Consider the following 20,487-nt stretch of genomic DNA (forward strand, 5'->3'; position numbering starts at 1 on the left):
TTGGCATTTTTCGACACGTTACGGGCTGGGCGTACCCGGAGGCGAGAGCCATTCGCCCCCATTGCAAAGGCACAGAAGGAATTTCCTGCCGTGATGGCCTGCCAGGGCGATCGAAACCGCCCCTCGATCCGCGGTCGGCGCTGCGGGCAGCGCGATTTTTGCATGAAACCGGCCATATTTCCGGCAAGTTCGACATCACCTGCCGAAGCGATGATGGGAAGGTCATCGCGGACCAGATTGTCCGGCGAATGGGGCCAGATAGCATGTCACCTTACGTAAAGCGTATCGAAAGCGACGAACACCTTCCCGAATCGGCCGACGTGGTGATCGTCGGCGGTGGAATCGTCGGTGTCTCGGCAGCTTATGTCCTCGCGCGGCAGGGACACTCCGTCGCGCTGGTCGAAAAGGGGCACATTGCCTGCGAACAGTCGAGCCGCAACTGGGGCTGGTGCCGGCAGCAGAACCGCGACGCTCGCGAACTGCCGATCTCGTCGGTGGCGATGCGGATGTGGGATGGCTTCATGGCCGACCTGCCCGACGATGTCGGCTTTCGCCGCTGCGGCCTGTTCTACGCGACCGACAACGAAAAGCAGATGGCGGAATGGGCCGCATGGCAGCCCTACGGCCTTGCCAACGGGGTCGACACCCGCCTGCTCAGCGCCGCAGAGATCGCGCAGCACATTCCCGAAGGTCCGCGCAAGTGGATCGGGGGCATATCCTCGCCCAACGACGGCAAGGCCGAACCGGCCCTCGCCGGCCCGGCCATCGCGCTCGGCGCTCGCGCGCATGGCGCGACGATCCACCAGCAATGCGCGGCCCGCTCGCTCGACATCGCCAATGGGCGCGTCGTCGGCGTGCATACCGAAAGAGGGCTGATCCGGGCGAACGCGGTGCTTTGCGCTGCCGGGGCCTGGGCTTCGCGCTTCCTGCGCCCTCACGGCATCAGCTTTCCGCAGGCGGGCGTGCGCCAGACCGCGCTGCGCACCAGGCCGACGGTCGACGTCGGCGCGTGCCTCTATGCACCCGACTTCGCGATGACCCGCCGGCTCGACGGCAGCTACACCATGGCGATCAGCGGCAAGGCGACGATCGACATCACGCCGCAAGGCATCCGCTATGCCCGCGAATTCCTGCCGCAGTTCCGCCGGCGGCTGAAGAACGTGCGGCTCGCCGTCGGGCCGTCCTTCGTGTCCGGCCCGGAATCGCTGTTCGCGCAGTTGCGCGATGACGAGACGATCTTCGAGCGCACCCGCGTGCTCGATCCGGCGCCGCAGCAATGGCTGGTCCGCCGGATCCTCGCCAACGTCGCCGCCACGTTCCCCGAACTGGCCGGGGTGGAGATCGAGGGCGCATGGGGCGCGCTGGTCGATTGTTCGCCCGACGCCGTGCCGGTGATCTCCAAGGTCGAGCAGGTCGCGGGCCTCGTGCTGGCGGCGGGCGCTTCGGGCCATGGTTTCGGCATGGGTCCGGGCATCGGCGCCCTGGCGGCGGACCTGCTGGTCGACAACGAACCGTGCGTCGATCCCACCCCATTCCGCCTCTCGCGCCTCGTCGACGGATCGCCGCTCGACATCGGCGGCCTCTGAAAGAAGATCCCGGCAGGGGCGAACCTCTGCCGGGATGCCTGTCATGATCGGTTGAGCGCCTCGGCTTCGGCGCGGGTCTTCCCACCCATGCCCGCTTGCCCTTGTCGCAAGCGCCGACGGTCACCTACATTCCCGTCTCAACGCAATTGGCGCGCCCCGTCTTTCAGGAGCGCGCCGATGGCTCAGAAGTACTTGAGCCAGGTGATGTCGCGGCGGCGGCGCTTCAGGCGCGAGTACCAGACCGTCGGGATGTAGAGCGGAACGATCATCAGCGGGTACCACACCAGCACCCAGTGATAATTGTCGAACATGTAGGCGCTGCCGTTGTTCGGACCGTAGATCGCCAGCGCGCTATGATAAAGGATACGCAGCACGACGAGGTGCAGGATGTAGAAGAACATCGGCGCTCCGCCGAACACCGCCAGCGCGGCGACGAGACGGGAATCGTTGATCTTCTCGAACAGCACGAGCAGCAGCGCGCCCCCGCCCAGCGTCGGCAGCAGGAAGAGCAGCGACGGCGGATACTTGGTCATCGAGATGAAGCTGATCACCGTCCGGACCGGATCGCCTTCGACCACGAACCACGGCTTGTCGCCATAGACGTTGAGCACGCGCAGCAGGATGAACGCGGCGATCATGCCCAGGCCCAGCGTCATCAGCTTGCGGTGCCGGTCGGCGGGATCGGTGTCGGGCCGGAACCAAGGCCCGATCGCGAAGCCCAGCGCGATGACGCCCAGCCACGGCAGGATGGGATAAGTGGTCTTGGCGACGAAGCCGAACGGCAGGTCGAAGACGTCGCGCTGGTGCACGATCGCCCAGAGCGGGAACAGCGGATTGTCCGCCGTCAGCCGAATCGGGTCGAGCAGGTTGTGCAGGCACACGACGATGACGCCGAAGGCGATCAGCGCCGGGCGCGGCAGCCGCATCAGCCCGGCCAGCGCGATCATGCTGAGGCCGATGGCCCAGATCACCTGCAGCCAGAACGTCGGCTGGGGCACGATGCCCCAGTAGAGCGGCGACAGGAAGAGCAGTTCGATCGCGATCAGCAGCAGGCCGCGCTTGAAGAGGTAGGAGGTCGTTTCCTGCACCGTGTGGTTGGTGCTGTAGAGATAGACGCCGAGCCCGGTGAGCGCGACGAAGATCGGCGCGCAGAAGCTGACGATGAAACGCGCGAAGCCGATCGCCGGGATGACCGTAGTCGCATCGATCGGGTCGGCGACGGCGTAATTGACGAACCATGTCTCGCGCAGGTGGTCCAGCAGCATCAGGACCATCACGAAGCCGCGCAGCGCGTCGATATTGGCAAGACGCGTCTTGACCTTGACCTGGCCGAGGTCACGCGCCGGAAGATCGGCCATCGTATCCGACAATGCTATACCACTCGCCATGATCCGCACCCGTTTTGCTGGTTGTCCTATCCTGCCAGCATGACCCAAGGCGGGACGGAGAATTTTGGCGACGTTGCCTGAGATTCCGATGATTCTCCCGAATCGTTCGCGGCGCAAGGCAGTAACTACCGTCAGCCGGTCAGTGCCCTCGAACCTTGCCCTGTGCGGCGAGCGACACGTCGTCGGCGCGCGCACTCGCCGCGCGGCCGCATGCCGCCGTCGCTCATTTCCCCTGCTCGAGCGCGGCGACGACGTGCTGGGCCAGCCGGTGGGCGGTCTCGGAAAGGCCCGGCGCCTCGATCAGCGCGATCTCGGTATCGTAGAGCGGCGGCAGGTTGCTGTCGCCCGCGATGACGGTCAGGTGCGGCGGCACCATCTCGCGCGGCAGGACCGCGATGCCGAGACCTTCGGCGACCGCCGAGATGCTGCCGGCGAGACTGGTCGAGGTGTAGGATACCCGCCATTCCCGGCCGATCGCCTCCAGCGCGTCGGTGGCCCGCTTGCGATAGACGCACGGCTCGGGAGAGACGACGAGGGGAATGATCGCCATTCCCTCCACCGCATCCCTGTCGCGAGCAACCCAGACCAGCGGTTCGCGCCAGACCCGCACGCCCTCCAGTCTGGCGGCGGGTTCGCGCTTCACGAGCACGAAGTCAAAGGCGCCTGCGTGAAACTGCTTCATCAGGTTGAGCGTCAGGTCGCAAGTCACTTCCAGCTCGACGAGGGGATGGGCAGACGTGAACGCGGAAAGGACGGCGGGCAGATGCGCGGTGGCGAAGTCCTCGGGCACGCCCAGCCGGACCCGACCGGCGATGTCGGGTTCCAGAAGCTGCGCCATCGTCGCGTCGTTGAGCCGCAGCAGCTGCCGGGCGGGGCCGAGAAGCTGCCGGCCGTCGTCGGTCAGTTCGAGCGATCGCGGCGTCCTGTCGAAGACCCGGCGGCCGAGCGAATCCTCCAGGCGCTTGACTTGCAAGCTGACCGTCGATTGCGTCCGCCCGAGCCGCTCGCCTGCGGCGGTGAAGCTGCCGAGTTCGGCGATGGTCACGAAGCTGCGGAGCAGGTCGAGGTCGAGATTGCGCGTCGAAGGCATGCAGCAAGACTAGCCTTATCATTGTAAACTTCAATAGATGATATTTCGATAACTTGTTTCATCAATGAAGAGAACGTCGGCATGAGGCCTCCGAAAGGAGTTCGCCGTGCCTCTATCGACAACATCGCTGAGAAAACGGGATCCCGGAAAGATCGTGACGCTGGTTCTCTGGAGCCTGCTTGGCATCCTGCCGGTCGTCGCCCTGCTTGCATGGCGCGCCGGGGCGCCGCTGCCGGGACTGTCGCTCGCCATCGCGGGGATGACCCTCTTCGTCGGCGCGCTCGTCGCCACGTTTTCCACCCGCTACATGCGCAGCGACAGGCGATCGGGGCGCTTCTTCGCAACGCTCGGCGGGCTCGTCGCGTCCGTGCTGTTCTTCGTCCTGACCGGCAACGCCCTTCTCTTCGTGGCCGGCTGGCTTGCCAGCGGTGTCCTCCTGGCCAGGCTCATCGGCCATGCCGACGAATGGGGCGAGGCGCGCGCCGCGGCACGGCGCAGCATCCGCACCTTTCTGCTGGGCGACCTTGCGCTCCTCGCCGGCATCGGACTGTTGTGCTGGCACGGCGGCACGCTACGTCTGGACGAGGCTATCGCGGCAGTTCCGGCGATGCCCGCACCCGTCGTCGGCGTCATCGCCGCGCTCCTCCTCGCCGCCGCCGCCGCGCGGTGCGCTTTGCCGCCGTTCTCGGGGTGGCTGACCTCTTCCATGACCGCGCCGACGCCGGTTTCGGCGCTGATGCACGCCGGTCTCGTCAATGCCGGGGGCTTCCTCCTGCTCCGCTTCGCCCCGGTGCTGGAGGCGGCGCCCGCGGTACGCTACGCCGCGATCGCGATCGGCCTGTTCGCCGCGCTGTGGGGCATCGGCATCATGGCGGTAAGCCCCGGCATCAAGCGCTCGCTCGCCGGATCGACCGTTTCGCAGATGGGCTTCATGATCGTGAGCTGCGGCTTCGGCGCCTATGCCGCGGCGCTGTGGCACATCGTCGCGCACGGACTGTTCAAGGCCTGGCTCTTCCTCAACGCAGGCTCCGCGTTCGGCACCGAGGCGGACCGGCGCCCCGCGCTCGAACCGGGCGTGGTCATGGCTGTCGCGGGCATCACCTTCGTCGTCGGCTGCGTCCTTGCCGTCCGCGGCACGGCGGGGGGTGAACTGGTACCCCTGCTGCTTGCCGCGGCGACCGGCGCGGCAACGCTGGGCACGGTCCTCGTCGGCAGAACTGGCGCGGGATCGAGGGTCGCGATCACGGCGATGCTGATCGGGTTGGCACTGCTTCACTTGCTCGGCTTCGAACTGGCCAGGGACGCCCTTGCCTTCGCCGATGCGCCGCTGATTTCGCCCACGCTCGCCGTCATCGTCCTGGCCGCCTTTCTGGGCGGGTGGATCTGGCAAAGCCGCAGAATCGCCACCCGCTCGGCCCTTCCCCCGGCCCTTTACGTCCACCTGCTCAACGCCGGGATGCTGCGTCCCCTTGCTTCCGGAGATCGCCCATGAACATGCATTCGCCTCTCCACCCCGCCGACACCCTCCTCACGCGCACCGAGATTGCCGGGCTCGTCGCCCTTGCGGCGCGGACGGTGCCGCCGATGTGGCCGCTGGAAAGCGCGATCGCCGTCAATCCGCTCGCCGGGTTCGAGGACCGCCCGTTCGAAGAGGCGGTCAGGCATGCCGCCGCCCTGTTCGGCGCGCGCGAGAGCCTGCCGCTCTCGCTCTGGCGCAGGATTTATCAGGGGGGCAGGATCGAACGGCGCGCGCTGCGTGATGCGGCGATCCGTCATCTGGGCGGAACTTACGCGGCGATGGCCAGCATTGCGCCCGGCGTGATGGCCATCGACGCGCTGATGGCACGGCTGCTGGACACCGGACCCTCGGTGCCGGAGACGTCCGGCAAAGGCCTGGACCCGGCTGCGGCCTTCATCGCCAAGTGGTGCGGCGCCTTCTTCGACGAGGCGATCTCGGCCAGTCCGATGCCGAACCGCGAACTGGGCCTTTATCGCGCCGTCCTGTCGCTGCTTCGCCATGACGCGGAGTATGCCGGGCTGACGGGCGAGCGGGGGCAAACCTTGCTGCTCACCGTGCCGCGCGATCCCTACGAAGCGATTGCCGAAGCGCTGGCGCAGGACGGCGGCGTCGACGATCCGCTCGACCGCCTGTCCGCGCTGGTGGCGCGGTTGCTCGGCTGGGCGGGGCACATCCGCTGGCGCACCGAACATGCCGATCGCGAGCGGGTAGCGCTGGCGCCTGCCGGCATGGCCGATCTGCTTGCGCTCTGGCTGCTGCTCGATCGCGCGGGGGCCGTCACTGCTGGCCCGATCACGTCGCAGGTGTTCGATGCGAGGGAGGATCTGGCGCGCCATTTCGGGCTGGACCGCAACGGGCTCGATCCGGCGAAGGCCGCCCGGCTGGCCGCTATTGCCCGGCTCGACGACGGCTCGCTCGGCGCGCTGTTCCTATCCGCGGCGGAGTGGACTTATGCCAATGCGCTGGTCCCGAAGCTCCTGCAAAGCGCGATGATCCGAGAGCCGGAAACGAGGCCCGCGGCGCAGCTCGTCTTTTGCATCGACGTGCGTTCGGAACCGTTGCGCCGCCAGATCGAGAGCACCGGACCTAACGAGACCTTCGGCTATGCCGGGTTCTTCGGTCTGCCGATCGCGCTTCGTGCTGCCGGTGCCGGGCATCGCAAGCGGTTGCTGCCCGTGCTGCTCTCGCCGCAGCACGATGTCGCCGAAGGCATCGTTGACGGGCAAGGCGAAGTCGCGCGCGAGACCGTCGCTAACGACGACCGGAACGCAGCCGCCACCGGACTGTTCGGCGCCGCCAAGCTGGGCACCGGTTCGGCTTTCGCCACGGCGGAGGCGACCGGGCTACTGGCCGGCCTTGCCATGGCGGCGCGGACCCTGGCGCCCCGGCTCGCCGACCGCGCCCGCGCAAGGCGGGAGCAGCAGCGGCGGCAGGCCTTCGAACCGAAGATCACGCCGCATGCGGGCTGCGCCGGCTTCAGCCTGGCCGACAAAATCGGCTATGCCAGCGCGATGTTCCGCCTTACCGGGATGAAGCCGGAAACCGCCCGGCTCGTGGTCCTGTGCGGCCACGGCGGGAGCGCGGTCAACAATCCCTACGCCGCCGCTCTCGATTGCGGCGCGTGCGGCGGCCACGCCGGGGGTTCGAACGCGCGGATCCTTGCCGCCATGCTCAACGAACCGGATGTGCGACAGGGCATGGCGGCACAGGGCCTCGCCATTGCCGACGACACGTGGTTCCTTGCCGCCGAACACGACACGACGACGGACGAGGTGACGATCTTCGACCCCTTCCGGGTGCCGGAAACGCATCGTGCCGAGCTGGCGAGCCTGCAAGGCGACCTGGCCAAGGCGGGGGCGAGGAACCGGGCGCGGCGGGCCGCCCTGCTTGGCCGGACACCCGACGACCTGCTGACCGGGGCGGCGCACTGGGGCGAGATCCGCCCCGAATGGGGCCTTGCCGGCAACGCCGCCTTCCTCGTCGGCCCGCGCGGCTGGAGCAGGGGCATCGATCTGGAAGGCAGGGCATTCCTGCACAGCTACGACTGGCAGGCCGATCCCGCCGGCGAGGCGCTGACGACGATCCTGACCGCGCCGATGGTCGTCGCCCAGTGGATCAATTGCCAGTACCTGTTCTCGACCATCGACAACGACCGCTACGGCTCCGGCGACAAGGTCACGCATAACGTGTGCGGCGGCATCGGGGTCGTCCAGGGCAACGGCGGCGACCTCAAGGTCGGCTTGCCGCGCCAGTCGTTGTTCGACGATGCGGGCGATCCCCACCACGTACCGCAGCGCCTGCTGACCGTCGTGCTGGCACCGATCGAGCGGGTCGAGGCGGTGGTGGCGTCCAACGACATTCTTGGCCGGCTCTTCGGCAACGGCTGGGTCCAGCTCGTCGTCGTCGATCCGCGCGATGGCCGGGCCATGCGCTGGCGGACGTCCGGGTGCGACCTGCGCGAAGGCCAGGCCATCCGTTCCCTCACCTGCTGATCCGGGAGTTCTTTCGATGACAGACTACGACCTGCCTCTCCACCGCCTTCGCAAGATCGAGATCGTCGTGCGCGCCGAAGACCACCAACTCGTCGAGGACCTGCTCGTCGCCTCGGGCATCGGCGGCTGGACGATGATCCGCGATGTCGCCGGCATGGGGCACGGCGGCTTCCACCAGGGCAAGACGATCTTCAACGACCAGACCGGGCTGGTCATGTACGTAGCCGTCGCCGAACGGAAAGTGATCTCCGATGTCGCCCGCGGCCTCGCCCGGCTGTTCGAGACGCGTGCCGGGGTGACCTTCCTCTCGGATGTCGAAGTTCTTCGGTCTGACTACTTCGCTGCGAACGCGGCCGTTGCGCGGTAAAAACTACACGGCTTGCCCCTCGTCGCCAGCCCCTGCCAGCCGTCGACGGCCGATGGCGCCTCCATCAGGGCGCACCTCGACCCATCGCGCTCTTGAGCCATTGTCGACCGGCATCGGGACGATTCCCGGTCGCTGACGGCTTGCGCCGGACCGTCGCCTTCCCGAAAGGATAGGCGGGGCTATTCCTCGGGTGCATCCTCGTCGATGTGCCCGGGCCGGCCCGTTCCGAAGAGACGATCGAGCGGCAGCTCGTGCTTCACGAAGGGGACGCGCAGCACGACATAGCTCTGGAACTTGCGGATGCCGAGATCAGCCTCGAGCAGACCGTCCATCACGGTCTGGAAGTGCGAGACGCTGCGCGCGACGATGCGGATCAGGAAATCGTAGCCGCCGCTGACGTTGTAGCATTCCATGATCTCGGGGACCGCCGCGGCGGCCTCCTCGAAGCGGCGCAGGTACTGGCGGCGGTGCGCGTCGATGGTCACTTCGCTGAAGACGATCAGGTAGTCGCCGAGCCGCGCGAGCGCGACGTGCGCGCCGAACCCCTCGATCACGCCGACTTCCTGCAGCCGCTTGACCCGGCTGAGGCAGGGACTGGGACTGAGCCCGACCATCTCCGCCAGCTCGACGTTCGAGCAACGGCCCATCCTCTGGAGATGGTCGAGGATCTGGAAATCGATCCGATCCAGCTTGAACCGCGAAGTCATGGGCGGTCCGCCCCTCCCTTCAACGCCCGGCGGCGGCCTGCGCGAACGATTCGTCCAGCGCCGCGATGACCATATCGGCCTGCCCGGCATCAAGCACCAGGGGCGGCCTGATCTTGAGGACGTTGTGGCCCATCGCGCAGGCGCTGATCAGCACGCCCTTGTCGCGCAGCAGGTTGACGACCCGGCTGGTCAGTTCGCGGTCGGGCGTGCGCCGGGCGCGGTCCGCAACGATCTCCACGCCGACGAACATGCCCACGCCGCGCACGTCGCCGATGGCTTCGTGGCGATAGGCGAGCGCGGCAATCCCCTCGCGCAGCCTGGTGCCGATCCGGGCGGCGTGGGCGATGAGGCCCTCCTGCTCGATCGTGTCGAGCACCGCCACGGCGGCGGCGCACGACACGGTGTTGCCGGCAAATGTGTTGAAGTAGCGCGAGTCGCGCCCGAACCGCGCGACGGCATCCTGCGTCACCAGCAGGCCGGCGATGGGCTGGCCGTTGCCCATCGGCTTGCCCATGGTGACGATGTCGGGGGCAACGCCGTGGCGCTGGAAGCCCCACATGTGCTCTCCCGTGCGGCCGAAGCCGGGCTGCACTTCGTCGCCGACGAACAGGCCGCCCGCTTGGCGGATCGCCTCGACCGCACCTTTGAGGAAGCCCGGCGGGTCGGCAAGGATCCCGTCGCTGGTGAAGACGGAATCGACGATCAGCATCGCCGGCCTGATGCCATGGCGCTGCAGGTCGGCGATCGCCGCCTCGACATCGCGGGTGAAGCGCTCGCCGAGGTCCACGCCCTCGGCGTGATAGGCGCGCGGCGCGGGAACAAGGCGCACGTGCGCACCCAGGTCCACGGTCACGCCGAGCGAGGGCGAGAACTGCGACACCGCGTCGGTAAAGCCGTGGTAGGCGGTTTCGGTGACGATGATGCCGGTGCCGCCGGTGCGGACCTTGGCGATGCGATAAGCAAGGTCGTTCGCCTCGCTGCCGGTGCAGGTCAGCATCATGTGAGCAAGGTCTGTGCCGGGCACCGTCGCCAGCAGCCGTTCGGCCAGTTCGAGGATGGTTTCGTGCAGGTAGCGGGTGTTGGTCGCCAGCGTCGCGACCTGCCTGGTGATCGCCTCGACCACCCGCGGGTGGCAGTGGCCGAGCGAGGTGACGTTGTTGTAGATGTCGAGGAACCGCCGTCCGTCGCTGTCGATCAGCCACGCGCCCTCGCCCTTCACGATGTGCAGCGGGCGTTCGTACATCAGCCGGTAGGCCGGGCCGAGCAGGGCATCGCGGCGGGCGATGGTGGCGGCCGTTTCCGGCCCCACGTCGGCGCGCCCGGGGATGTAGGCGTTCACCATGTTGAGGTCGATCGTGCTGGTCATCGGTTGTCTCCGTTGCGCACGCAGGCCAGCATCTGGTCGCGGGCGTCTTCGCGGGAAATGTCGGCCATCATGGCAAGCCCGTCCCAGGCCGCCGGGTTGTGCCGCATGATGTAGTCGTGGTTTTCCGGGTGACGGCGCGAACGCCATTCCGTGATGAGGACGGTGACGAGCTGCCGCGTCGCGACAAGGTCGGCGACGATCGCCTGCTCTTCGGGCAGCAGCGGCAGGACTTCGTGATAGGCGCCGATGAACTCGGCGGCCGCGGCGAGAGGCTTTGCCGCGCCCTTCATCTGGTAAGTCGCCGCGGTCGCGACTTCGCCGACCAGCGCACCGTGGATCAGGTCGCCGAAATCGATGATCCCGGTGACCCGGTCGGTATCGTTCTCGTCGACGAGGACGTTGTAGAGGTTGAAATCGTTGTGGATCACCTGCCGGCGCAGGCCGTCCAGCCGCGGCAGCAGGTCGTCGACGAAACGGTCCATGAAGTGCCGGACAAGGCCGCGCCGCTCGTCACCGACGATATCAGCGACGAGGTGTGCCAGCCGGTCCGCCCGCGACACGTTCCACAACAGGTCGTGCGAGGCGCCGGGATGGCTGAACCCGTCGAGAGCGAGATCGAGCTCGGCGAGCGCCGCTCCCATCGCGCGGCGCTGTTCGCGGGTGTGCGCGGTGCCCTTCACCGGCAGCCCTTCGAGATAGGTGAGCATCCGGACGGTAGAGTGACGTCCGTCCGCCAGCCCGGTTCGTCCGCGCGTCTTGCCAGCCAGCGTGCGCAGGACGCGCGGCACCGGGATGGCGCCATCCCTTGCCCTGACATGGTCCAGGCACGCAGTCTGCAGGTCGACCACGCTATCGGGTTCGGACGGGTTGCTGATCTTCAGCAGGTAGTTGGCCCCGTCGGCGCCGGCCAGGCGGAAGTTGCGGTCCCGCTCGCTGGTCAGCAAGTGCGCGCTGCCGGCAATGCCGAACAGGCGCTCGGCAAGGGCCGAGGCCTCTTGCGCCGTAAGTTCGGGCACGTCGGCCGACAGTTCGGACCCGTCGGCGGGCGGAGCGCCAGAATCATGGGGGCTTCGAAGGGTGTTCATCTGCGCTCTCGCCGGCCGGGGGCTGGCTGCACGGCTCAAAGGCCGAGAAGGCCGGGAAGCTGACGGATGTCGGTCAGCCGGCTGACGCCGTAGTTCGTCGACGTCGGCTCGTGCCCGCGGTCCATGAAGGCCTTGGCCATGAAGCCGAGATCGGACGCCGACATCAGGTCGTAGCGGAAGCTGGACGAGCAGTGCATCATCCGGTCCGGCGTCGAGCCGAGCTGTTCGAACATGTATTCGAAGGTCGGCAGGCGTGGCTTGTACGATTGCGCTTCCTCTGCAGTGTAGACGGCGTGGAACGGGGCCTTGAGGTGCGCGACGCTGGCCGGGATGAGGTCGACCATCGAGTTCGACAGGATGACCAGCGGATAGTGCCGCGCCACCAGCTCGAGCGTTTCGACGACGTCGGGGTGTGGCTGCCATGTCGGGATGGCGGCATAAAGCGCCTCGACATCGCTTTCGCGGCATTCGATGCCGTGGGCCTTGCAGGTCCGCCGGATCGAGTTCTCGACCACGTCGCGGAACGGTTGCCACGCGCCCAGCACCTCGTCGAGGCGGTAGGCCTTGAAGCTGTCGAGGAACGGACCCATCCGCGACGCATCGACGCGGTCCGCGAAGAGCCGTTCCGCGGTCGGCCCCATCGCGAAGTTGATGAGCGTGCCGTAGCAGTCGAAACTGATGTAGTCTGGCCGGAAAGTCATGGTTGCCTCTTGGTGCTGGTGACGTCCCGATGTTGTATGGACGCCAGGCGCCGGGTTTATGCCGTAGTTGTAGCGGCGAGACGCATTTCGCGCTCCGGCAGGCAAGCCTTTCGGCACCTGATGCGACCTCGTGCGTCCGCAGGCATTGCGCGCCGCGGAAGATCATGCCGCAGGTCGGCACAATCTCAAGGCTGCCTGTTCAGCACCATGGTTACCGCACGCAGGGTGAGGTTCCGACAGGATCTGACCCGCACAAGCCGCGCGATCGTGACCCTCCCCAAAACGGCAGGTTCCGGGCTTTAAAATGTCTGTTTTAAAGTAATACATCTGTTTGAACGAGTCGGTTGGCACGAGAGTGTGACGGACCGCACGTCATCGGAGGGGAGGATCAGATGAACAAATTCAACGGTTTGGGTGCAAGAGCCATGCTCTTTCTCGGGGCAAGCCTGGGCGTATTGGCAACGGTGCCAGCCCAGGGACAGGAATCCCAGGAACCCGGCATGGGTGAAGAGCGCGCAGGCGGCATCGAGGAGATCGTGGTCACCGCCCGCAAGCGCACGGAATCGACGCAGGACGTTCCGGTTGCCGTTACCGCCATTTCGGCCGAGCAGATCGAGAACTATGATCTTTCCAACCTGGAACGCGTAGCGGCGCAGACACCGTCGTTCGTGATCGGGCGCGCACCTTCCGGGTCGGGCGCGACGCTGGTGCTGCGCGGGATCGGGTCGAACACGACCTCGATTGGTCTGGAGCAGTCCGTCGCGGTGATCGTCGATGGCGCCTACTATGGCCAGGGACGCACCATCAACGAAGGTTTCTTCGACCTGGCGCAGCTCGAGATCCTCAAGGGGCCGCAGGCGCTTTTCTTCGGCAAGAACGCCACCGCCGGCGTAGTTTCGATCAAGACCGCCGATCCTGGCAACAGCCTCGAGGTCATTGGCCGGGCCGCTTACGAATTCACCGCGAAACAGGTGACCGGCGAGGCCATCATCTCGACGCCGGTGTCCGATACGCTCGGCATCCGCATCGCCGCGCGGGCGAGCAGGATGTACGACGGTTACTACGACCAAGTCGGCACGCCGCAGACCTATCCCACGTCCGACCGGACTTCGACGTCGCAGGTCGTCACCCCGACGGTCCATACCTCGGATCCGGCCGGGGACGGCCGGAGCAAGGAACTCTACATCCGCGGCACGGCCAAGTGGGAGCCCACGGATCGGTTCACGGCGACCGTCAAGGCCAATTTCGGCACCAACAAGTCGGACAATCCGGCGGCAGGCGCGGTGCTGTACTATTGCCCGACGGGTGCGTCCGCGGGCAATCCCGCCATTCGCTGCGGCCGCAATTTCGAATCGTCGTCAAATCGTTTCCCCGATGCGATCGCGGCCAGCATCCCGTTCGCCACCGGGGATGGACAGACCGGCAACCAGTACAAGTCGTGGGCGGTCAACGCCAACCTTGAGTACGAGTTCGAGGGACTGACCCTGGCGTCGGTGACGAACTACAACTGGAACCGCAACACGTTCCAGTTCGACGGCGACACTGTGTCCCGCTCCGGCCCGGCCGGCGTCTTCGCCACCGAGGACTCGGATTTCCGGGCGTTCTCGACCGAACTGCGCGCGCTGACGACGCTCGACGGCATGTTCAACGCGATGGCCGGCGTCTATTTCCAAGACACCAAGCGCGACTACGACGCATGGACGGCATCGGGCGGGCTCGAAAACAGCGCCGCGACGCCCTCCTACCGGCGCTACCTCGCCAACTCGAAGGATTCGCAGACCGACGGCAAGACTCTCGCGTTCTTCGGTCAGGCGATCATCAAGCCCATCGAGCAGATCGAAATCACGGGCGGTGTGCGCTATACCGATGAATCGAAGGACAGCTACTTCCTCCAGCCCTATTCGCACCCGATCCGGGTGGCCCAGGGCATTTTTCTGCCCGGCGTAACTCTTACCTCCAACCAAGACTTTTCGAACTGGTCGCCCGAAGCGACGGTTACCTACAAGCCGACCGAGGACATCACCATCTACGGTGCGTACAAGACGGCGTACAAGTCGGGCGGCTTCTCCAATTCTGGCATCTACAGCCCCAGCGCCGGTTTGGCCGACTTCGAGTTCGAGCCGGAAAAGGCCAAAGGCTTCGAGGTCGGCATCAAGACCATCCTTGCCGACCGCCAACTCAGGCTGAACCTTGGTGCCTACAACTACAGGTACACCAATCTTCAGCTCGATTTCTTCCGATCCGACATCTTCGCCTTCACGACGATCAATGCCGGCTCGGCGCGGACCAAGGGCGTCGAACTGGAATTCGAGTTCGCGCCCTACGCGGTCGACGGGCTGGAGGTGCGCGGATCGGTCAACTACAATCGCGCCCGATATGGCGATGCACCCGGCGCGCCGTGCTATGCCGGGCAAACCCGGGACCAGGGCTGCACCTTGGTCTTCGTGCCCGCAACGGGCGGGACCATCCCCTTCGATCCAGCGATTCATACCGTCGCAAACCGCCAGAACCTGCGCGGTCTGCCCACGGCCAATGTGCCCGAATGGGCCGGTGCGCTGGGCGTGACGTACGATATGCCGATCGGCAATGCACTGAAGCTGGGCCTGTCGGTCGATGCCCGCTACAGCGACGATTACCTGGCCACCGCGTTCGGCAATCCCTTCACCCGCCAGAACTCCTACGTTTCGCTCGACGCCGGCGTAAGGCTCGGGACCGAAGATGAACGCTGGACTCTCGCCGTCATCGGCAAGAACCTCACGAATCGTTGGTATGCGACCGGCGGCAACGACGCGCCCAATACCGGTTCGGGGACGGGCGGCGTTACCGGCGTGATCGCGGATCAGATCGGCTTCGCGTCGCTGCCGCGCACGATCCAGGCGCAGGTTACCTTCAGGTACTGACGACTTGAAGGGCACGGCCGCGGCGCAGAGGGCTCTCCCGCTCTGGCGCTGCGGCCGTAGCAAAAAGATGCAGGAGAGGACGATGACGAGACAATACCGCATGACCGCACTGGCCGGCGTAGCCGTCATGGCCGCGGGCGGACTGGCCTTTCAGATGGCCGGCGCGGCGGAAACGGTGAAGGCCCCGCCGGCATCCGCGCAGTCCGCCGCGAGCGTGTCCGAACCCTATGCGCCGCCCTTGCGCGAACCGGACGAGAACAACCTCTACTGGGGCGACCTGCACCTTCACACCAACCAGTCTCCCGACGCCTATCTGAACGGTACCCGCGCGGTGAGCCCGGACGAGGCCTTCCGGTTCGCCAGGGGAGAGGCGGTGGAGGCGGACAACGGGATGATGGTGCGGCTGCGTCGTCCGCTCGATTTCCTCGCGGTGACCGACCACGCGGAATACCTCGGTGTCTTTCCGCGCATCGATGCGAAGGACCCGGTGCTTGACGGCTGGGACCTGGCGAAGGAGTGGGGCGGCTATCTCGCCTCGAGCGATCGCATCTCGCTGGGCAAGGCCTTCGCCGATGCGATCCAGTCCAGTGATGCCGCGTTCCGCACACCGGAGGCGCTCGACCGCACGATCTGGGGCGAAGTGGCGGACCGGGCCGATGCGAACAACGAGCCGGGGCGCTTCACCGCGCTGATCGGCTACGAATGGACCTCGATGATATCGGGCGACAACCTGCACCGCGTGGTCCTTCTTCGCGACGGCGCGGCCGACGCAAAGAAGGTGCGGCCCTTCACCGCGCAGGACAGCGTCGATCCTGAAGACCTGTGGAAGGCGCTGGCCGGTTATGAGGCCAAGGGTGTTGTCGCGCTCGCCATCGCGCACAACGGCAACGTTTCGAACGGGCGGATGTTCTCGCCCAACCGCGAAAACGGACAGCCGCTGAACGCGAAATATGCCGAGATGCGCAGCCGGTGGGAGCCGGTCTACGAGGTCACGCAAGTGAAGGGCGACGGGGAAACCCATCCCAGCCTTTCGCCGGAGGACGAGTTCGCCGACTTCGAGACCTGGGACCAAGGCAACATCACGTTGTCGGCCAGGAAGCAGCCGTGGATGCTCGAATACGAATATGCCCGGAGCGGGTTGCGCAACGGCCTGCTGCTCGAACGCAAGCTGGGCGTCAATCCGTTCAAGTTCGGCATGATCGGCAGCACCGACATGCACACCGGGCTTTCCACGACCGAGGAGGACAACTTCTGGGGCAAGTTCCTGGAATCCGAACCCTCGGGTGCCCGATGGAAGGAGAAGATGTCCGCGATCCTGCAGGAAAGTTGGGAACTGGGCGCGGCGGGCCTCGCCGGGGTCTGGGCGCCGGAGAACACGCGCAAGGCGATCTTCGAGGCGCTGATGCGGCGCGAGACCTACGCCACGACCGGATCGCGCATCCGCCTGCGCTTCTTCGGCGGGTGGGACTTTGCCAGGGACGACATTGACCGGCCGGACTATGCGCGTTTCGGATACCGCCACGGCGTGCCGATGGGCGGAGACCTGGGCCGCACCGAAGGGCGGCGGGCGCCATCGTTTCTGGTTCACGCGGTGCGCGATCCCGACGGCGCCTATCTCGACCGCGTGCAGGTCGTGAAGGGGTGGCTCGACAACAAGGGACAGACGCACGAAAAGGTTTACGACGTGGCGCTGTCGAACGGCCGCAAGGTCGGCAGCAACGGCAAGGCGCCGCCCGTCGGCTCTACCGTGAACCTCAAGCAGGCGAGTTTCACCAACGCCATCGGCGCGCCCGAACTGGCGACATGGTGGCAGGACCCCGACTTCGACGCCGGGCAACCCGCGTTCTACTACGTCCGCGTTATCGAGATTCCGCGCCCGCGATGGACCGCCTATGACGAGAAATACTTCGGTGTGACGATGCCCGGCAACGTGCGCCGTGTGGTACAGGACCGGGCCTACAGCTCACCGATCTGGTACAACCCGTGAACCGGCGCCGCATCGATCCGTTGTTCCAGTTCCTCGGCATCGGCGCGCTGCTGTTCGCCGCCGCCGGACTGGTGCGGCCCTACGCCGACAACGAGCGTACGATACGCGTGACCCGCGCCGAACTTGAAAGCTACCTCGCCGCGGGCGGCGGCGAGAGCCTGGCACCGCTGGCGCGTGCCGGCGGGGGCACCCCGACGCTGGATCGGCTGAACGAGGAACAGAGGCGAGCGCTGGTCCGCTCCTACGTCGAGGAACAGGCACTCTACCGCGAGGCGCGCGACTGGGGGCTGGAGGACGGCGATCTCGTCATCCGCCGACGGCTCGGGCAATCGATCCGCTTCGCCCTGCGCCCGGACGTCGCGAGCGACCCCGGCGACGCGGTGCTCCGCCGTTTCTACGCCGCCCATGCGGGCAACTACCGCCGACCGGTCGAGACAAGCTTCGATCACATCTTCTTCGGCAGCGAACGCCGCGGCGGCGCGCAGGCACGGGCCGACGCGCAAGCTGCCCTGCGCGCCGGCGTCACGGACTGGCGCGCCGGCGGCGACCGCTTCGCCTACCAGCGCAGCTACCGCAACGCCGGCCCGTCGGCGATCGAGGCCCAGCTTGGCGAAGGTTTCCGCAAGGCACTGGAGCAGCTGCCGGTCGCGCCCGATCGATGGGAAGGCCCGGTCGCGTCCGATGCCGGGTATCATCTCGTCCGGGTTTCCGCGCGCTCGGCGGCCCGCACCACCCCGTTCCAGGATGCGCGACCCGCCGTGCTCGACGACTGGCAGCGGGCGAGGCAGAACGCCGAGCTCGAACGCGCGGTGGAAGGCGTGATCGGGCGTTACCGCACCGCCGTCGATGTCGACGTGCTGCCCTTACCGGAAGCGCGATGAGCGCCTTGCGCGGCCTAATGCGTGCCGTGCTGGCGCTTTGCTGTGCTCTCACCGCAGTGCCGGCTCTGGCGCATGAGAACCTGCCGATCGTCATCGACCTGCGCGAACTGACGCCCGGTCACTTCGCCTTGAAGACCCGGCTCCCGGCGAACATCGAGCCCTCTGCCGCGCCGACAGTCTCGCTCGGTCCGCCGTGCCGTCTTCTGCGCGAGGGCAATACGACGACATTATTCGCCTGCCCGCAAGACGTGCGCCCGGCCGCGATCGTGCTCGCTTATCCCGAGGCCGTTCCCGCATCGGCCTTGCTGCTGCGGACCGAGATGATCGACGGGACCATGCATGCGGCCGTGTCCCCACCAGGTTCGACCCGTCTCGACCTGCCGCAGGCGGAAACGCCGTGGGGCGTGATCGCGTCGTACGTCGGCATCGGCGTCGAACACATCGCGCTCGGCGCAGATCACCTGCTGTTTCTGGTTCTGCTCGTGCTGGTCGCAGGGACCCTGCGGCGGACGATCACGACCGTCACCGGGTTCACGGCGGGCCACGCCCTGACGATCACCCTTGCCACGCTCGGGATGGTCCATGTCGATGCGGCGGCGGTGGAGGCGCTGATCGCGCTCAGCATCGTCTTCGTCGCCGTGGAACTGGCGCGCGGGCAGGCGGACACCCTGCTCTCGCGGCACCCCGCGCTCGTCGCCGCAGGGTTCGGCACCCTGCACGGATTGGGCTTTGCCGGGGCGCTGGCCGAGATCGGTCTGGCCCGGACCTCGATGACGCTCTCCCTCGTCGGCTTCAATCTCGGCGTAGAAATCGGCCAGACGGCCTTCGTGCTGCTGGTGTTCGGCGCCATCGTCGCCACGCGCCGGCTTGCCGCCCGCGCCGAGGCCGGGCCCGTTCCGCATCTGCGCATTGCCGCAATCAGCACGATCGGCATCGCCGCTTCGTTCTGGTTCTGGGAACGCAGCTTCGCGATCCTGGCCTGAGCCTCAATCCATCGAGGCGGCCAGCGCCGCCGCAGCCATGCGCACCGCCTCGTCGAATCGCGCGCGGAACCTGGCGGGATCCTTGATGGGCAGTTTTTCCGTATCGGCAAAAACGATGGCGTTCATGACCATCAGGTAGGCAAGGCCCAGGCGCTGATCGCCGTCGATGATGTCGTTGCCGCCGATGATCCCCAGCACGCGTTCCTGCAGGAGGTGGAGATTGGCCGTCCTGACGGGCTGGAGATCGTAGGCATGCAGAATACCCGACGGGCGCAGCTGGGTCAGGTACTGGCACATGAAGGCCGCGTAAGTGTGCACCCCTTCATCGTCGACCAGATCGAGGATCGGTTCGCAAATCGCGCGGAGGAGGCCGCCCAGATCGTCGGACATCCCGTTGGCATCCAGTTCGGCCAGCATCCTGCCCCGCGGCGCTTCCATCTGGATGACCCTCCACTCGAAAAGCGCGTGCAGAAGACCCAACCGGTCGCCGAAGTGGTACTGCACCGCGGCCACGTTGCGGTGCCCGGCCCTTTGCGCAATTTCCCGCAAGGAAACGGAATCGATCGATTGCCGGGCAAAAAGAGCTTCGGCAGTGGCCAGCAACTTGGCTTTCGCGTGATCGACCAGCTCAGTGGCACTTTCCGGCTCGGAGATAGGTTGTCGAGGCATCATCAGGATGCAGTAAGCCCGTCGCACCCCGCCAACAAGCAGGGTGCTGCGATCAGGTGTCCAGCCTTGTCATCCCATGGGTTCGGATGTTGGCGATCACCACCAACGCTGACCCTGACCTCGATCTCTGACGCGACCAATCCACTAGAACTGCGACAAGCGATCACGGGCCTGAAACCTGTCCCGATCCCTGAAGTTCAACTCGTATCCGATGCCCTCGACGATTCCGTACAACGACATCCAGACGCGAGTTCCCGGATGTAGGTCAAATGGCGGGTCGAGCGCGCAAGCTCTGCATAACCCCATAAATCTATAAATTATGAGGGAAAACGCCGGCATCCACCCCACTGACTCGTGAAACTGTCCCACCGATCTTAACTTGCGAAAGAATCGCAAATTGGAAGATATTCAGAATGGCGGTGAGCCTCTAAATCGTTGAAAAATCGGCTAGAGACGGCCTTTTTCGGCGTTTTTTGGGCAAATCGGGCCTTTTCAGGCTCGAATCGCGGCCTCTTAGGAACCCCGTGAGGCCCTGCTGACCGTCATTCTGGCTGCCCCCAGCCCCTCCCGGAGCCGTACCGAGCCCTGACGGGCCTCCCAGCCGGCCTGAGCGCGCTTTCGAGGTCATGGACGCACCTCATTTTGCCGATCGCTATGGATCGAGGCGATTTTTGTCGGCCGCTATGGACGAAGGTCATTTCGCTTTTTATTTTCGCCGGCATCTTGCCGCGCCGGCCGCGTGCCTCCCGGAAGTGGCGAAAAAGCA

15 protein-coding genes are annotated in these 20,487 nt (G+C 66.3%); 8 read left to right on the top strand and 7 right to left on the bottom strand.

Going from position 1 to position 20,487, the window contains the following annotated elements; translation table 11 throughout:
• Positions 1–263 precede the first annotated feature (263 nt).
• On the top strand, positions 264–1,586 hold the full coding sequence (locus J2X37_RS13925; protein WP_310022366.1) for an FAD-binding oxidoreductase: 1,323 nt from the start codon (positions 264–266) through the stop codon (positions 1,584–1,586).
• 182 nt (positions 1,587–1,768) lie between these two features.
• Here the strand turns inward: J2X37_RS13925 and J2X37_RS13930 are convergent, their stop codons facing one another.
• Together J2X37_RS13930 and J2X37_RS13935 are read right to left on the bottom strand one after the other, a co-directional pair.
• The gene (locus J2X37_RS13930) at positions 1,769–2,944 is read right to left on the bottom strand and encodes a heparan-alpha-glucosaminide N-acetyltransferase domain-containing protein (protein ID WP_310022368.1); all 1,176 of its coding nucleotides are present in this window, start codon (positions 2,942–2,944) and stop codon (positions 1,769–1,771) included.
• Positions 2,945–3,197: 253 nt separating this feature from the next.
• On the bottom strand, positions 3,198–4,064 hold the full coding sequence (locus J2X37_RS13935; RefSeq protein WP_310022370.1) for a LysR substrate-binding domain-containing protein: 867 nt from the start codon (positions 4,062–4,064) through the stop codon (positions 3,198–3,200).
• Positions 4,065–4,218: 154 nt separating this feature from the next.
• Between J2X37_RS13935 and J2X37_RS13940 the strand changes: the two genes are divergently transcribed.
• The 3 genes from J2X37_RS13940 to J2X37_RS13950 are packed head-to-tail and all read left to right on the top strand — an operon-like array spanning position 4,219 to position 8,442.
• Complete coding sequence (locus J2X37_RS13940; protein WP_310022371.1) at positions 4,219–5,556, top strand: proton-conducting transporter membrane subunit; 1,338 nt, start codon at positions 4,219–4,221, stop codon at positions 5,554–5,556.
• Complete coding sequence (locus J2X37_RS13945; protein ID WP_310022373.1) at positions 5,553–8,075, top strand: DUF2309 domain-containing protein; 2,523 nt, start codon at positions 5,553–5,555, stop codon at positions 8,073–8,075. The genes J2X37_RS13940 and J2X37_RS13945 overlap by 4 nt, the downstream gene beginning before the upstream one ends.
• 16 nt (positions 8,076–8,091) lie before the next feature.
• Positions 8,092–8,442 (top strand): P-II family nitrogen regulator, encoded by a 351-nt coding sequence (locus tag J2X37_RS13950; protein ID WP_310022375.1) that lies wholly within the window; start codon positions 8,092–8,094, stop codon positions 8,440–8,442.
• Between the two features lie 179 nt (positions 8,443–8,621).
• Here J2X37_RS13950 and J2X37_RS13955 read toward each other — a convergent pair whose 3' ends face one another.
• The 4 genes from J2X37_RS13955 to J2X37_RS13970 are packed head-to-tail and all read right to left on the bottom strand — an operon-like array spanning position 8,622 to position 12,301.
• Positions 8,622–9,149: an Lrp/AsnC family transcriptional regulator gene (locus tag J2X37_RS13955; protein ID WP_310022377.1), complete on the bottom strand. Its 528-nt coding sequence runs from the start codon at positions 9,147–9,149 to the stop codon at positions 8,622–8,624.
• A gap of 19 nt (positions 9,150–9,168) precedes the next feature.
• Positions 9,169–10,515 carry an aspartate aminotransferase family protein gene (locus J2X37_RS13960; protein WP_310022380.1) on the bottom strand — a complete coding sequence of 449 codons (1,347 nt, stop codon included), beginning with the start codon at positions 10,513–10,515 and terminating at the stop codon, positions 9,169–9,171.
• The gene (locus J2X37_RS13965; RefSeq protein WP_310022383.1) at positions 10,512–11,600 is read right to left on the bottom strand and encodes a phosphotransferase; all 1,089 of its coding nucleotides are present in this window, start codon (positions 11,598–11,600) and stop codon (positions 10,512–10,514) included. The genes J2X37_RS13960 and J2X37_RS13965 overlap by 4 nt, the downstream gene beginning before the upstream one ends.
• Positions 11,601–11,635: 35 nt before the next feature.
• A complete protein-coding gene (locus J2X37_RS13970) occupies positions 11,636–12,301 on the bottom strand; it encodes a haloacid dehalogenase type II (protein WP_310022386.1) in 666 nt (221 codons plus the stop codon).
• Positions 12,302–12,801: 500 nt separating this feature from the next.
• Here J2X37_RS13970 and J2X37_RS13975 point away from each other — a divergent pair, with 500 nt between their 5' ends.
• The 4 genes from J2X37_RS13975 (at position 12,802) to J2X37_RS13990 (ending at position 19,052) form a co-directional block, all read left to right on the top strand.
• A complete protein-coding gene (locus J2X37_RS13975; protein WP_310022388.1) occupies positions 12,802–15,201 on the top strand; it encodes a TonB-dependent receptor domain-containing protein in 2,400 nt (799 codons plus the stop codon).
• Positions 15,202–15,283: 82 nt separating this feature from the next.
• Positions 15,284–17,188 carry a DUF3604 domain-containing protein gene (locus tag J2X37_RS13980; protein ID WP_310022391.1) on the top strand — a complete coding sequence of 635 codons (1,905 nt, stop codon included), beginning with the start codon at positions 15,284–15,286 and terminating at the stop codon, positions 17,186–17,188.
• Positions 17,185–18,069 (top strand): peptidylprolyl isomerase, encoded by an 885-nt coding sequence (locus tag J2X37_RS13985; protein ID WP_310022394.1) that lies wholly within the window; start codon positions 17,185–17,187, stop codon positions 18,067–18,069. Before J2X37_RS13980 ends, J2X37_RS13985 begins: the two co-directional genes overlap by 4 nt.
• Positions 18,066–19,052: a HupE/UreJ family protein gene (locus J2X37_RS13990; protein ID WP_310022396.1), complete on the top strand. Its 987-nt coding sequence runs from the start codon at positions 18,066–18,068 to the stop codon at positions 19,050–19,052. The genes J2X37_RS13985 and J2X37_RS13990 overlap by 4 nt, the downstream gene beginning before the upstream one ends.
• 3 nt (positions 19,053–19,055) lie before the next feature.
• Here the strand turns inward: J2X37_RS13990 and J2X37_RS13995 are convergent, their stop codons facing one another.
• Entirely contained in the window at positions 19,056–19,721 is a 666-nt protein-coding gene (locus J2X37_RS13995) for a TetR family transcriptional regulator (protein WP_310022398.1), read from the bottom strand.
• Between the last annotated feature and the right edge of the window lie 766 nt (positions 19,722–20,487).

The sequence above is a fragment of the Croceicoccus sp. BE223 genome, from assembly GCF_031457155.1.
Taxonomy (GTDB): domain Bacteria; phylum Pseudomonadota; class Alphaproteobacteria; order Sphingomonadales; family Sphingomonadaceae; genus Croceicoccus.